This window comes from Rickettsiales bacterium (assembly GCA_029252805.1).
Lineage (GTDB): Bacteria > Pseudomonadota > Alphaproteobacteria > Rickettsiales > JALZUV01 > JALZUV01.
The window spans coordinates 1-13,446 of the sequence record JAQXAR010000050.1 but is presented as its reverse complement, the minus strand read 5'-3'; the positions used below and the strand labels follow the sequence as shown (position 1 = coordinate 13,446).

Sequence of the window (13,446 nt, the reverse complement as noted above, 5' to 3'; positions counted from 1 at the left end):
CGTAGAACCCGCAATGAAATATTTTATCAACTCTAACTGCTTATTTCTCGATAACTTACAATGCTTTATATACATCAATAACTCCTAACAATTTAAATGTTAGGTGTCAGCCCCTTATTTTTAATTATGTCAGTTACAACCAAGGTGTTTGCCGCAACACGCAAAAAAAGCGGAAAAGGATCCCAATCTGTCATCATAAGAGAAGCAGATAAGGATTTTTTCAACAATGAAAAAGTCGTTGTTACAAACCCCAAAAATGGGAATTTCGTACATTCCCAAGTCAAAAATGGGGAAATTCAGGTTGGTAGACGCGCTTTAGACGTAGAACCAGGAGACACAGTGCTGATTCGCTAAAGATCAGCACTATGAATTCAAAAAAAGGAGGGACTTTGCTTCGGCGAAGTCCCTTTCTTTCTTTTACATAGCCCCAATCGAAAATTTCGTATAGTAGCGCTTCATGTCAGATAAAATCGTTATTGGTAAAGAAGAATGGGGCAACCTGCCGGGACTCGGCTTGCCTGCCGTGAAGATGCGTATTGATTCAGGGGCGAAAACTTCGTCGCTGCATGCGTTCAACATTCACACGTTTGAAGAAGCAGGCAAAAAGTTTGTTCATTTCGACATTCACCCGATTCAAAATAACCGTAAGCTCATCCAAAGCTGCCGTGCGATGGTCGTCGATCAACGCAAAGTCAAAAACTCCAGTGGCGACGCCGAAACGCGTCATGTCATTCGCACACCGCTCACCCTTAGCGGCGAAACATGGGACATCGAAATTAGCCTAACCAACCGTGACTCAATGGGTTACCGTATGTTGCTGGGCCGTGAAGCGATGAATAAACGCGCGCTGATTGATCCCGAATCGTCTTTCTGCCTAGGTGAAACTAAAAAATCAGAAGCCGAAAAACAATATCAAACCGTGACGCCAAAACTCGATGGCTTAAAAATCGTACTCCTAGCAAGCAACCCTACCCTCTATTCAAATCAACGCATTATCGAAGCGGCCGAAGAACGCGGCCATGAAATTCATTTCGTCGATATCGCACAATGCTACATGAATATTAGCGCGGAAACGCCGGAGATTCATTATCGTGGCGGGCAATTGCTGGATAATGTCGATGCTGTTATCCCTCGCATTAAACCTTCTATAACCTACTATGGCTGCTCAATTGCTCGTCAATTTGCAGCAATCGGAAGCTTTTTGCTGAATGATTCAGATTCTATTTCACGTTCGCGCGACAAGCTTCGTTCTTTGCAACTCTTATCGGCTCACCGCATCCCCATGCCCACCACAGGATTCGCCAAATCTGCTGTGGATACGCTCAGCATCATTAAGATGGTGGGCGGTGCTCCGCTGATCGTGAAGCTGCTTGAAGGCACGCAAGGTAAAGGCGTGGTATTGGCCGAAACCAATAAAGCCGCTGAATCTGTTATCAATGCCTTCAAAAGCCTGCATGCCAACATCCTCGTGCAAGAATTTATCAAAGAAGCGGATGGCAAAGATATTCGCTGTTTCGTCATCGATGGCAAAGTCGTCGGCTCCATCATGCGCGAGGCGGCAGCGGGTGAGTTCCGCGCTAATCTGCATTTAGGCGGTACAGCAAGCTCGGTTCGCATCACTCCAACAGAGCGAAAAATCGCCGTCAATGCAGCTAAAGCAATGGGCTTACAAGTAGCCGGCGTCGACATTATCCGCGCGAAAGATGGTCCAAAAGTGTTGGAGATCAATTCTTCACCCGGCCTCGAGGGCATTGAAACGATCACCGGCAAAAATATCGCCGGAATGATGATTGAATGCATCGAAAAACACACCGCCAAACGTAAGAAGCACAAACGGGCTTAAGCAGCGGTTGCACGAAAAGGCGGCATCGGTTAAATTGCGAGCAATAAAATAACAAGGTGTAAACCCATGTCCGCACAAAATGCCCCTAAACTCGACGAAATGAATTTTGAAGATGCCCTAACCGAGTTAGATGGCATCGTACGGAAACTTGAAAATGGCCAAAGCTCGCTTGAGGCTAGCATTACGGATTACACGCGCGGCACAAAACTTAAAGAACATTGCGAGGCGAAGCTAAAAGAAGCGACGCTAAAAGTGGAAAAAATTGTACAAAACTCTGATGGCTCGACCGATACTGAGCCTTTTACAGCTGAAGGATAAAACATGACGGATCTACAAACCGCCCTCCAAGAAGTGGCTGACGCCCTGCACGAAACAATGGATACGCTCCTACCAGGTGGCGAAGTCGAAGCGGAAAATATCCTCGCTTTTCCAAGCGCGACACAAGCGAATGATGGTGCCGTAAGCAGCTACGCTGCCGACCAAGAAAACACCATTATCGAAGCCATGCGCTACTCTGCCCTTTCGGGTGGTAAACGTCTTCGCCCATTCCTTACGGTCAAATGTGCGAACCTGTTCGGCGTATCGCTTAAAGCCTCGCTCAATACAGCAGCAGCCATTGAGTTCATGCATACTTACTCGCTCATTCATGATGATCTACCTGCGATGGATGACGATGATTTGCGCCGCGGAAAACCCTCTGCACACATTAAATTCGGTGAAGCGGCGGCGATTTTGGCCGGTGACGCTCTACTCACGTTTGCCTTTCAGGTCCTCGCAAGCGAACAGGTCCACGCGAACCCCGCTGTACGTTGCGACTTGATTCAAAGCCTAACCAAGGCCGGTGGCTATAACGGCATGGTCGCCGGTCAAATGATGGATTTAGAAGCGGAAAATCGTACGCTCAGCGTCGATGAAATCATCCGCCTGCAACGCCTCAAAACCGGCGAGTTATTCGCCGTATCATGCGAAGCCGGTGCAATTTTGGGTAAAGCACCATTAAAACTACGTTCAGCACTACGTCGTTACGCGCATGATATGGGACTGGCTTTCCAAATTCGTGATGATTTGCTTGATGCAGAAGGTAAACGCGAAGAAACCGGTAAGGCCGTCAATAAAGATAAAGATGCGGGCAAAGCCACGCTTATTGAAGCACTCGGCATTGATCGTGCAAAAGAGCAATCCAAAACATTGGCGCAACAAGCCATCAATCACCTGGATGTTTTCGACAAAAAAGCCGATATCTTACGCGAATTAGCCGATTTTGTTGTCACTCGTCGCAGTTAGTTTCTAGACTCAGCAGTAACAGCACGTACGAAATCAACAATAAAAACAAAAAATGAAACTGCTTATAACTTTATTTACCCTCATCCTATGGAGTGCTTCGGCGCAGGCTGCCGTTTGTGCGAAGCCAGCTGAGTTTCAGGCGCTGAACATGCGCGCGCTGCAAAGTGAGTTAATGGTGGCGGCGCTTAGCTGCGGGCAAAAACGTCAATATAATAATTTCGCAAAACGCTACGGCTCTCAGCTAAATGCTTATGGCAGCCAAATTATCAACTTTTTCAGCCGTCATGGTGGACAGAATAAGGGCGACAAACTGCTGAATGACTTTGTCACCAAAATGGCAAACCGCGCCTCACGCGCCAGCCTCGGACGCCCCCAACGTCAATATTGCGGCGAAGTGGCATCGCTTTATGGCGCGCTCGAAAAAGGGCATTTCAATAAAGTAGCCAACTTGGCCAACCGATATTACTCTTCATGGCACCGCGTACCAATCTGCGGAAAGCGATAGACGATGAGCAGTATAGACAATCTCATTAACGCGATCGCGAAATTACCGGGTCTTGGCCCCCGCTCGGCGCAACGCATCACGCTCAAGCTTTTACGTGAGCAATCGAAAATGCTCGATCCATTGCACCAAGCCCTTGCTGAGGTGCGCAGTGATGTGTGCATTTGCGAACAATGCCATAATATGGATGTGACCAACCCTTGCGCGATTTGCGCGGATGAACGCCGTGACAATAGCATGATCTGTGTCGTTGAAGATGTGAGCGACCTATGGGCGATTGAACGCGGCGGTATGTATCGCGGGCGCTATCATGTATTGGGCGGAACGCTTTCGGCTATTGATGGGCGTGGCCCTGATGCTCTAGGCATCCCAAAACTACTCAAACGCGCCCTAAACAACCCCGTAACCGAAGTGATCCTCGGCACGAATAATACGCTCGAAGGCCAAACCACTGCACATTATTTGCAAGAGGCACTTGAGGGTACGGATCTTTCTATCACCCGCTTAGCACAAGGCATTCCGGTCGGTGGCGAGCTAGATTACTTAGATGAAGGCACACTCGGCGCAGCACTCATGTCGCGCATCGCAGTCTAGCCGTTTTCAGCTCACTTAGCCTATGCATTAAGCCCGGAATCTTCATCAAGCTGTAACATTCTTTTGCCACCTGTTCAGTTATAATAAAACCGTGGAAAAGCCTCTAATTTATACGAACACCTCGCGTGACGCCCTGCTAGATAAGGTAGAATTTACCCAATCAGCACAAGGGGATAATTATGTCTTTTTTCATAGCCACGCATACGCTAATCGATTGTCTTTACGTGATTTTATTGAATCAAGCCTGCCAGAACTTGACCTTGTAAGCAAGACGACAATTGAAGGTAAAAACATCTATGTAGGCCGCACGAGTAAGAGCCCTGAAGCCCTAACACAAGAGCTCACGAGCCATAGCGGTGAAACATTCAAAATAACAAAAGCGCAAAAAAAGGCTGAAAAAACAGACCTGATCAAGTTACGTGGCCATATCGGTGTATTCGCACAATTCCTGATGATCTTCTCTGCTCTTTGGGATGGCGATAACAAATCAAAAGCCGCTAAAGCAGGCGCAGCCAATATTTACAAAACAAAAGATGGTGCTGCAAAAATCAACACCTCCATTCTAGGATTTGTCGGTAATGGCATTAACTCCATTTGGGGTGTTCAAGAAGAAATGGACACCACACGCCTAAATTTCGCCAAAGATTTGATAAATAAAGGAGTGACCCTTCGCCATGGTGATGATGGAAAATTAGCACCCTCCGCAGAGAAAACGAAACGCAAAACACCTCTAGCAGACGAACCAAGCTTCATGAAGAAGAACTCCATTCGTGTTGGAAGCGTGATTAAGCTTGCCTCCAAATACGCACTAACAACGGGAGACAGCAAAGACCTAAAAATGAGCGGTTGGCTTTCCATTATTGGAAAAGTTGTTAGCCTAACAGGCTTGCCTGAAGATCCTTTCAAGCTGGAAAAGAAACAAAGTAAAATTTCTCTCCTACGTCGTAATTCAAACATGATTTCAAGTTTATTCGATTGGACCTCAACCTTCAGTCTTCTCGCCGGCTCTTTCTTCCGTGAGAAAAACATGACCGCTGCACAAAAGACAAAAGCAAAATCAGAGCGAAGCTGGTTTAGTTTATTTGATTTTAAAAATAGCGAGGCCCGCACAAAAGACAATATCCAATGGTGGCAATTCTCAGGTGGTATCGCCTTTGTCGTCAGCCTGATCACCAAAGCAATGGCCCCCTATACGGTTAAGAAGCTGGATGTCGAAAACTTAATCAGCCATTCAACTCTCGCGATTGCGGCCTCCATTAACGAAAATCACGCAACAGAAGTGGCTCAAATGACCACTCAAATGATTCAAACGCGTGAATTACCCGAAATTAAAGAACAGGGGTTTGCCGCTACGTTTACCACGATCGCCAATCAGCTTGAAAAACACCATGATATTACGATTAAAGCCGAACAAAAAGACGTGACAAATGCTAAAACCATTGAATCGGAAAAAGAACAGCAAGTCATTGAAGGTACAAAAGAAAAAACCATCGCCTCTACTATAGCACGCGACAAACCTGCTGAAAAATTAGCAGACCGTATTGAAGCACAAGCCACGGCGCAATTGGAAGCGACGCCTTCCATTATTTAGCCCAACATTCTTAACATAACCGTAACATTTCTCTCCTCATTTTTCAGTATAATTAGAACATGGGAAAAACTAAAAACGAACACGTAGTCGATCTACAAACATTCGTGAATACTGCTAAGTCTGCCGCTTTACGTAAACTCGATGTTACGCAAGCAGCTGATGGCGGTCATTTCTTATTTTTCCACGGTCAACAAGCGGCAAGCCCAGAACACCTCAAAAGCCAAATCGAGCAAAACCTTCCTAATATTAAAATCGTCAGCAGCACGTCAGTTGAAGGCCAAGCTGTATTAATTGCCCGTACGACGGATAATATTACCCAGTTACTGGGTGACTGGCAGAGCGCCACAGGTGATAATTTAACCAAAGCCGCCGCCAAGAAGAAAGAAAAAAAACTCGACCTCATCAAGGTTCGCGGCACCGTTGGCAACATTGGCCAAGTATTGATGATCCTTTCTGGGTTTTTCGATTCGGCAAAAAAGGCCGGAGCGGCTGATACAGCCGCCAAGGCACAGAAGATTTTTGATGCCGGCAAAGGCGGAAAAGTTGATTTTTTAGACAAGCCCATCACCTCTGAACAAGTGCGAATCGCAAAGCGCGATAAAGATGCTAAAAACGTTTACCAAACAACTGATGGAGTCGCAAAAATCCGTTCTGCAAGCCTAAGCTTTATCGGCAATGGCGTTAACTCCGTTTATGGGGTTCAGAAAAAAGAAGATGATACGCGCCTTACTTTTGCAAAGAACAAGGTCAATGAAGTCCTAAACTTCACCTCTCAACCACTCCCAAATATCGAAGACCGCATCACCAAAAAATCCAATAAATATAGCTGGATGGAACAAAATTCTTTTGTCTTCAGTAACGCAGTTAAATTTGCTGGAAAACTAGCCATGACCATGGCGGGTAATAAGCAGCTTAAAGGACATGGTTACCTCTCCCTCGCAGCAAAAGTGGTCACGTTAACCGGTAAGCCAGAAGATCCACATAAATTAGAACAAGACCAAACACTTCTCACACGTACGAGACGTCAATCCAATGCCATTGCAGGTATCATGGAATGGATTGCCAACATTACTCTATGGTCAGGCAGTTTATGGGCCGAAAATAAAGATAAAATCGTCACTCAACCTACAGAAAGTAAGAATAAGTTTATTGGCCTCATACGTGGGCTTGGTCAATATGGAAAAACCCTAATCCGCCCATTGTTCGATTTAGATAAAAGTGAATTTCGCAAAGGAAACATCCAGTGGTTCCAGTTACTCGGATCACTCACTATTTTTGGCTCCCTCACCGCAAAAGCAATGGCTCCTTTCGCCGTAAAGACCATTGATAAGAACGAGCTCGCAATGCACGCGACCATGGCACTCGCTTCAGGCGTGAACCAGGGGAAACATAGTGACGAGCTCGCGCGTCTTTCTTCACAAATAGTTCAAACACGTGAACTCAAAGAGCTAAAAGACGATGGCTTCTCCGTCTTCTTTACCGAGGTTGCTAACCGCCTTGAGCAACATCATGGCATTGCTATCGAGGCAGCACAAGGCGAACGTGCCCCAACGGAAATGATTGCAGACGCCCCTACTGTCGCACCGGAAGTTATTCCTGAAACAACACCTGAAACGACCGTCGAGAAGAAACCGAGCGTGGCTTCAACGATTGCCAATACAGAACGTGAGGAAAACCTTGCTGCACGCGAAACGGCAAAGCAAGAAGCGGCGGAAACCGCCGTTGCTAGCGCCAGAGTCTAGTTATAATCGATTGGCATAGCCCATTCAGGCAACACGCCTAACTCAACATCAAACACAACCGTTCCTAGCACATAGCTCACCGCACAAAGTAGGAAGATCCCGATAATATTCAGCCATATTCCGGTTTTCGCCATTTGCGGAATGGTGAGTAAATTACTCCCAAACACAATCGCATTCGGCGGTGTCGCAACCGGTAGCATAAAGGCACAACTTGCCGCCAAGGCTGCTGGTACTGCCAGTAAGAGTGGGTTCTCACCAAAGCCAATTGCTACCGCAACAATCACTGGCAAGAAGGCCGTAAGCGTCGCCACGTTACTCATCAACTCCGATAGGAAAATGATCAACGTAACGGTTAACAAAATAAGCACCCAAATTGGCAGATCGCTAAAGCTGGTGATTTTTCCACCGATCCAATCAGCGACACCAAAACTATTCATCGCCCCTGCAAGAGCAAGACCGCCGCCGAGGAGAAGGAGGATGCCCCAAGGCACATCGCGCGTATCTTTCCATTCAAGCAAGAACGTTCCGCTTTTCCAATCTGCAGGGATAATGAACAGCAGCAACGCACCAAAGATCGCAATCGAGGCATCGTTGAGCTTCAAGCCACCAAGGTAAGGCTCTAGCCAGTCTTTACCCACCCATAGGCTCGCCGTCAGTACGAAGACGAATAGCGTGCGCTTCTCACCTACAGACATTTTGCCGAGATCCGCCAGCTTCTGATTGATAATTTTTGCGATCCCGTCATGCGCTTCCATCTTGCAAGGGAACATAATGCGCGTGAGCAACCACCACGTGATAAAGAGCAACGTTACGCCAATCGGCACGGCCACTTTCATCCAATCAAGGAAGTCGATTTCAATGCCATAATTCTCTTCGAAATAGCCTTTGAACATCACATTGGTCGAGGTTCCTACCAGCGTCATCATCCCGCCAATACTGGCGCTGTAAGCCAGACCGAGCATCAATGCTGTGCCGAAACGCTTCTTCACCGCATCGTCGCCTTTACCTTCATTACTCAGCAAGAGCGCAACAGAATAGGCGATCGGCAACATCATAACGGTCGTCGCTGTATTCGTCATCCACATTGAAAGAAACGCACAGGCAATCATAAAGCCACCAATCACACGGCGAGGCTCCGTCCCTACCCGCTTCACGGTTTGCATGGCGATCCGGATGTGGAGGTTCCAACGTTGCAGGGCGATACCGATGATGAAGCCACCAAGAGTAAGGAAAATCGCTTTGCCGGCATAGCTCGAGCCCACAGATTTTAGGCTTCCTAGATCCAACAAAGGAAATGCGACGAGCGGTATCAACGCTGTGACCGCCATCGGCACTGCCTCAGTCATCCACCAAAGCGCCATCCATAGCGCAATCACCAAGACTAACCAGCCTTGCTGGTCTAGCCCCTCAGGTGCAGGAAGCTGCGATGCGATGAAAAAGAAGAGAAGCCCGCCCAGAAGGCCGTATTGACGTATTGCTAGCATGGAATATACCCTGTTTTGGTCATTTTGTTGTTGTTTGCTTGAATTTGTAACCAATCCACGTAAGTTTGCAAGAAAGGGCTAGAAAAAAGCATGATCGGGAAACTTAAAGGCATTATCGAATCAGTCGGCGAAGACGGGCTCCTGCTGGATGTGGGCGGGGTTTGTTACCTCGTTTATTTATCTGCGCGCAGCTTGCAACAATTGCCCGAAGCGGGACATCCAGCCACAATTTTCATCGAAACGCATGTCCGCGAAGATCATATCCACCTTTATGGCTTCTTATCGGAAAGCGATAAGCGCTGGTTTAATGTGCTCTGCACCGTGCAAGGTGTTGGCGCGAAAATGGCATTGGGTATTTTAAGCAGCTTCACGCCGCTAGAGATTGTGCAAGCCATCCATGCGCGCGACAGTAAAATGCTCACGCGTGCCAGTGGCGTCGGCCCAAAACTGGGCGAACGTTTAGTGACAGAACTAAAAAACAAAGTCGATTCGATTCCAACGGGCGATGTGAGTTTCGCTCCCTCCGCAGCTAGCACGGCAAAACATACACCCGCACCCAATACACCCGCAGCAAGTAACGAGATTGAAGAAGCGATCTCCGCCCTATCCAATCTAGGTTATGGCCGTTCTGAAGCTTACAGCGCGATCCTCGCACTCACACAAGAGCAGCCGGACATCTCGCTAGAAGACATGATCCGCCTTAGCCTGCAAAGGATGTCGAGATGACGGCTGACCGCTTAATCACCCCCGATGCCCCCGACGAAGAACGCCTAAGCGAGCCTCAGTTACGCCCGCAGACCCTCGCTGATTTTACCGGACAGAAAACGGCTTGTAGCAATCTGAAAGTCTTTGTCGATGCCGCTAAAGCGCGCGGCGAAACGCTTGATCACACACTCTTCTATGGCCCGCCAGGCTTGGGAAAAACGACGCTGGCGCAGATTGTCGCTAAAGAACTTGGCGTCGGCTTTAAGGCGACCTCTGGCCCGATGCTGACAAAGGCAGGCGATCTCGCCGCAATCTTAAGTAATCTGCAAAAGGGTGATGTGCTCTTCATTGATGAGATTCATCGCCTCAACACAATGGTCGAAGAAGTGCTCTACCCCGCGATGGAGGATTTTCAACTCGATATCATTATCGGCGAAGGCCCAGCTGCTCGCTCGATGCGGATTGATTTACAGCCCTTCACGCTGATTGCGGCGACGACCCGTCTTGGCCTCCTGTCCAACCCATTGCGCGATCGCTTTGGGATTCCGCTAAAGCTAGAATTCTATAATGAAGCCGATTTGAGAACCGTCATCACCCGCGCTGCGGGTGTGATGAAAACAGAACTCGAGCTTACCGGCGCTGGCGAAATTGCCCGTCGCGCGCGCGGCACACCGCGTATTGCCATTCGCTTACTAAAACGGGTACGTGACTTCGCCCATGCTGCGGGAAAAACCAGTATCAGCCAGCAACTCGCCGCCAATGCGCTCTCACGTTTGGAAGTCGATGCGATTGGACTTGATGCCTCTGACCGGCGCTACCTCACCTATATTGCTGAGCATTATGCGGGCGGCCCTGTAGGTGTCGAAACCCTCGCCGCCGGCCTCTCCGAACAGCGCGACGCTATTGAAGAAACGATTGAACCTTACTTACTGCAAATCGGTTTCATCCAACGCACTCCACGCGGACGAATGCTAACCGCAACCGCATGGAACCATCTCGGTTTACCGATACCTAAGACGACAGCAACCCCGCAGGAAGGTTTATTAGATTAATGGCGCATCAATTTCCTATCCGAATTTACTATGACGATACCGATGCTGCGGGTGTCGTTTATTATGGGAATTACCTTAAATTTGCAGAACATGGGCGGACGGAATGGCTGCGTGAGTTAGCCATTGAACAGTCTGAATTGCGCGAAGAGAAAGGTATATTCTTTGTCGTACGCCATTGCGCGATAGACTACCTAGCGCCAGGTCGGCTAGATGACGAACTCATCATAGAGACAAGCTTGCTAGAGCTTGGCAATGCGAGTATAACAATGCAGCAAGATGTCCAGCGAGTTGCGGATAAGAGGCTCCTTGCACAAATGAAAGTCACCGTCGTTTGTGTCAATGAGCACCTTAGTCCCGCACGTATTCCGCTGGATATTCGCGTAAGATTACAAAAAGAAGCATAGGGAAACTCTCATGGCAAATAAGATTGATACCGCCATACAATCGGTAAGCTCAGGTAATTTACCAGGAAGTATCGCGCATACCGATATGTCGCTTTGGGGCATGTTTTTGCAGGCGGATATTGTCGTAAAATCGGTAATTATCCTTCTACTACTCGCCTCGTTCTGGTGCTGGGGAATCGTTTTCGACAAGTGGCTTAGCTTCAAAAATGCGCAATATCGTGCAAGCCGTTTTGAAAAAGAATTCTGGTCAGCGCAAGAGCTTGATAGCTTCTATGAGAAAACCAAGAAGCGTAAAATCCGCCACCCTTATGCCGAAGTTTTTCTCGCTGCGATGGAAGAATGGTATCGCAGCCAAAAGAACAAAGGTAAAAGTGACGCGATGAGCGCTCGCCTTGGTTTACGTGATCGCATGTTCCAAATTATGCAAGTAAGCCGGAACCGCGAAATGGATAAACTCTCCAGCGGCATTGGCTTTCTGGCGACAGTCGGTTCATCGGCTCCCTTCATCGGCCTATTCGGTACGGTTTGGGGCATTATGAATAGCTTCCAATCGATTGCCCTGTCACAGAACACCTCACTCGCGGTGGTTGCTCCCGGCATTGCGGAAGCACTGTTTGCGACGGCGATCGGCCTATTCGCGGCGATTCCTGCGGTTATTGCTTATAACAAATTCGCCGGCGAACTCGATAAATTCGATGGCCGCTTAGAGGACTTCTCTGTTGAATTTAACACGCTGCTCTCGCGGCAATTAGAGAGTTAAACTCATGGGTGCTTCAATGGGAGGCGGAGGCAGCAGTAGCAATAACCGACGCCACCGCAATAACCGCTTTACCGAAATCAATGTCACGCCTTTTGTCGATGTCATGCTCGTGCTTTTGGTGATCTTCATGGTGACGGCTCCCATGCTCTCGACCGGTGTAACCGTTGATTTACCAGATGCAGATGCCTCTACCTTGCCCGGTCAAGATGAGCCGCTCGTGCTGAGCATTTCCAAAGATGGCACGCTTCACTTGCAAGACAGCAAAGTGACGGAGAAAGAACTCGTCGCCAAGCTCGATGCGATCACCAGCGAGAAACGTGACACACGCGTTTTCGTACAAGCAGATCGTCGCCTTGGTTATGGCGAAGTCATGCGTATTGTCGGCAATTTGGGAGGCGCTGGTTTCACCAAAGTCGCCCTATTGACCGATAATAAGAAGTAAGGAGCGCCCAATGCCTCCTCCCCACAAACACACCAATTATCAAGCCCCGGCGCTCATTTGGTCCGCCGTCATGCATTTGATGATTCTACTGTTAGTGATGGTGGGCCTTCCCAGCATCTGGGAAAAACATCGCGAGTCGCTGCCTACCGCTATCTCGGTCGAGGTTCTGCCGATTACGGAGCTTACCAACATCAAACGTAAGCAAGCACAGAAGAAAGAGAAAACGAAAAAGGAAGAGGCCGCCAAAGCAAAGAAGGCAAAATCTGCGAGCTCTTCCAATCAGGAAGCGAAAAAGGAAAAGAAAAAAGCCATCGCTCCTCCCAAACCAAAAGAGAAAAAAAAGCCTAAGAAAAAAGAAAAGCCGAAAGAAAAACCTAAACCTAAGAAGAAGAAAAAAGAGAAGAAATCTGACCTCGATTCGATCCTTAAGTCCATTGAAGATGCCGCGAAGAAAGAGGAAGGCGATAAGCCGAAAAAATCGAAAAAGGAAGTCAAAAAGGCCATTTCCGACACCTACAACCCCGCCCTACCGATGGGCATGAGCGAAATTGACGCGATCCGCTCGCAATTCATCAAATGCTGGAACATGCCTGCCGGCGCGCGCAACGCCCATGAATTGCGCATCATCGTCGATGTTCGTTTACGTGCCAATGGCAGCGTGATCAGCGCCGAACTCGCCGAAGAGAAAGGCCGTTACTACCAAGACGGATTCTTCCGCGCGGCCGCCGACAGCGCCGTCCGCGCCGTTTACCGATGCAGCCCGATCAAAGGCTTACCGGCCAATAAATACGAAACATGGAAATATATCCAACTCACCTTCGACCCCCGCGACGCGCTTTACTAGAGTTATTCTCTAGAAATCTTCATACAATCGTCACATTAGAACCAGTTATTCCCGCTATAGTGGTGGCTGATTTTTAGCTTATTTTTAGGGGCTGACACCTAACATTTAAATTGTTAGGAGTTATTGATGTATATAAAGCATTGTAAGTTATCGAGAAATAAGCAGTTAGAGTTGATAAAATATTTCATTGCGGGTTCTA

At 48.1% G+C, this 13,446-nt stretch carries 15 protein-coding genes; 14 read left to right on the top strand and 1 reads right to left on the bottom strand.

Features of this window, described 5'->3' with window-relative positions:
- The first annotated feature begins 126 nt into the window (after positions 1-126).
- The 8 genes from P8P30_09870 to P8P30_09835 all read left to right on the top strand — a co-directional run bounded on the left by P8P30_09870 (position 127) and on the right by P8P30_09835 (position 7,556).
- Positions 127-354, top strand: a complete 228-nt coding sequence (locus tag P8P30_09870) for a hypothetical protein (protein ID MDG1287849.1) — start codon at positions 127-129, stop codon at positions 352-354.
- Between the two features lie 103 nt (positions 355-457).
- On the top strand, positions 458-1,843 hold the full coding sequence (gene rimK / locus P8P30_09865) for a 30S ribosomal protein S6--L-glutamate ligase (protein ID MDG1287848.1): 1,386 nt from the start codon (positions 458-460) through the stop codon (positions 1,841-1,843).
- A 66-nt stretch (positions 1,844-1,909) separates the two neighbouring features.
- Positions 1,910-2,161, top strand: coding sequence for an exodeoxyribonuclease VII small subunit (locus P8P30_09860; GenBank protein ID MDG1287847.1), 252 nt, complete (start codon positions 1,910-1,912; stop codon positions 2,159-2,161).
- A 3-nt stretch (positions 2,162-2,164) separates the two neighbouring features.
- Positions 2,165-3,127 (top strand): polyprenyl synthetase family protein, encoded by a 963-nt coding sequence (locus P8P30_09855; GenBank protein MDG1287846.1) that lies wholly within the window; start codon positions 2,165-2,167, stop codon positions 3,125-3,127.
- A 52-nt stretch (positions 3,128-3,179) separates the two neighbouring features.
- Positions 3,180-3,632, top strand: a complete 453-nt coding sequence (locus P8P30_09850; protein ID MDG1287845.1) for a hypothetical protein — start codon at positions 3,180-3,182, stop codon at positions 3,630-3,632.
- 3 nt (positions 3,633-3,635) lie between these two features.
- Positions 3,636-4,223, top strand: a complete 588-nt coding sequence (gene recR, locus P8P30_09845) for a recombination mediator RecR (GenBank protein ID MDG1287844.1) — start codon at positions 3,636-3,638, stop codon at positions 4,221-4,223.
- 91 nt (positions 4,224-4,314) lie between these two features.
- Positions 4,315-5,814 (top strand): hypothetical protein, encoded by a 1,500-nt coding sequence (locus P8P30_09840; protein ID MDG1287843.1) that lies wholly within the window; start codon positions 4,315-4,317, stop codon positions 5,812-5,814.
- Positions 5,815-5,873: 59 nt separating this feature from the next.
- Positions 5,874-7,556, top strand: coding sequence for a hypothetical protein (locus tag P8P30_09835; GenBank protein MDG1287842.1), 1,683 nt, complete (start codon positions 5,874-5,876; stop codon positions 7,554-7,556).
- On the opposite strand, the gene P8P30_09830 is transcribed toward P8P30_09835, so the two are convergent.
- A complete protein-coding gene (locus tag P8P30_09830; GenBank protein MDG1287841.1) occupies positions 7,553-9,040 on the bottom strand; it encodes a DASS family sodium-coupled anion symporter in 1,488 nt (495 codons plus the stop codon). The two genes, P8P30_09835 and P8P30_09830, sit on opposite strands and share 4 nt — an antisense overlap.
- 90 nt (positions 9,041-9,130) lie before the next feature.
- Here P8P30_09830 and ruvA point away from each other — a divergent pair, with 90 nt between their 5' ends.
- Genes ruvA through P8P30_09800 form a run of 6 tightly spaced genes read left to right on the top strand, consistent with a single transcriptional unit; the run spans position 9,131 to position 13,247 of the window.
- Positions 9,131-9,766 carry a Holliday junction branch migration protein RuvA gene (ruvA, locus tag P8P30_09825; GenBank protein MDG1287840.1) on the top strand — a complete coding sequence of 212 codons (636 nt, stop codon included), beginning with the start codon at positions 9,131-9,133 and terminating at the stop codon, positions 9,764-9,766.
- Positions 9,763-10,797 carry a Holliday junction branch migration DNA helicase RuvB gene (ruvB, locus tag P8P30_09820; GenBank protein MDG1287839.1) on the top strand — a complete coding sequence of 345 codons (1,035 nt, stop codon included), beginning with the start codon at positions 9,763-9,765 and terminating at the stop codon, positions 10,795-10,797. The genes ruvA and ruvB overlap by 4 nt, the downstream gene beginning before the upstream one ends.
- Positions 10,797-11,201, top strand: coding sequence for a tol-pal system-associated acyl-CoA thioesterase (gene ybgC, locus P8P30_09815; protein MDG1287838.1), 405 nt, complete (start codon positions 10,797-10,799; stop codon positions 11,199-11,201). Before ruvB ends, ybgC begins: the two co-directional genes overlap by 1 nt.
- A gap of 10 nt (positions 11,202-11,211) precedes the next feature.
- Positions 11,212-11,961 (top strand): protein TolQ, encoded by a 750-nt coding sequence (tolQ, locus tag P8P30_09810; protein ID MDG1287837.1) that lies wholly within the window; start codon positions 11,212-11,214, stop codon positions 11,959-11,961.
- A 4-nt stretch (positions 11,962-11,965) separates the two neighbouring features.
- Positions 11,966-12,403 carry a protein TolR gene (tolR, locus tag P8P30_09805; GenBank protein ID MDG1287836.1) on the top strand — a complete coding sequence of 146 codons (438 nt, stop codon included), beginning with the start codon at positions 11,966-11,968 and terminating at the stop codon, positions 12,401-12,403.
- A 10-nt stretch (positions 12,404-12,413) separates the two neighbouring features.
- The gene (locus tag P8P30_09800) at positions 12,414-13,247 is read left to right on the top strand and encodes a hypothetical protein (GenBank protein ID MDG1287835.1); all 834 of its coding nucleotides are present in this window, start codon (positions 12,414-12,416) and stop codon (positions 13,245-13,247) included.
- Positions 13,248-13,446: the final 199 nt, after the last annotated feature.

Bases quoted from the DNA above. Each gene is read 5' to 3' on its own strand.
- rimK (MDG1287848.1), top strand. From the start codon at position 458: ATGTCAGATAAAATCGTTATTGGTAAAGAAGAATGGGGCAACCTGCCG.
- tolQ (MDG1287837.1), top strand. From the start codon at position 11,212: ATGGCAAATAAGATTGATACCGCCATACAATCGGTAAGCTCAGGTAAT.
- ybgC (MDG1287838.1), top strand. From the start codon at position 10,797: ATGGCGCATCAATTTCCTATCCGAATTTACTATGACGATACCGATGCT.
- P8P30_09850 (MDG1287845.1), top strand. From the start codon at position 3,180: ATGAAACTGCTTATAACTTTATTTACCCTCATCCTATGGAGTGCTTCG.
- ruvB (MDG1287839.1), top strand. From the start codon at position 9,763: ATGACGGCTGACCGCTTAATCACCCCCGATGCCCCCGACGAAGAACGC.
- recR (MDG1287844.1), top strand. From the start codon at position 3,636: ATGAGCAGTATAGACAATCTCATTAACGCGATCGCGAAATTACCGGGT.
- tolR (MDG1287836.1), top strand. From the start codon at position 11,966: ATGGGTGCTTCAATGGGAGGCGGAGGCAGCAGTAGCAATAACCGACGC.
- P8P30_09830 (MDG1287841.1), bottom strand. From the start codon at position 9,040: ATGCTAGCAATACGTCAATACGGCCTTCTGGGCGGGCTTCTCTTCTTT.
- P8P30_09870 (MDG1287849.1), top strand. From the start codon at position 127: ATGTCAGTTACAACCAAGGTGTTTGCCGCAACACGCAAAAAAAGCGGA.
- P8P30_09800 (MDG1287835.1), top strand. From the start codon at position 12,414: ATGCCTCCTCCCCACAAACACACCAATTATCAAGCCCCGGCGCTCATT.
- P8P30_09860 (MDG1287847.1), top strand. From the start codon at position 1,910: ATGTCCGCACAAAATGCCCCTAAACTCGACGAAATGAATTTTGAAGAT.
- ruvA (MDG1287840.1), top strand. From the start codon at position 9,131: ATGATCGGGAAACTTAAAGGCATTATCGAATCAGTCGGCGAAGACGGG.
- P8P30_09835 (MDG1287842.1), top strand. From the start codon at position 5,874: ATGGGAAAAACTAAAAACGAACACGTAGTCGATCTACAAACATTCGTG.
- P8P30_09855 (MDG1287846.1), top strand. From the start codon at position 2,165: ATGACGGATCTACAAACCGCCCTCCAAGAAGTGGCTGACGCCCTGCAC.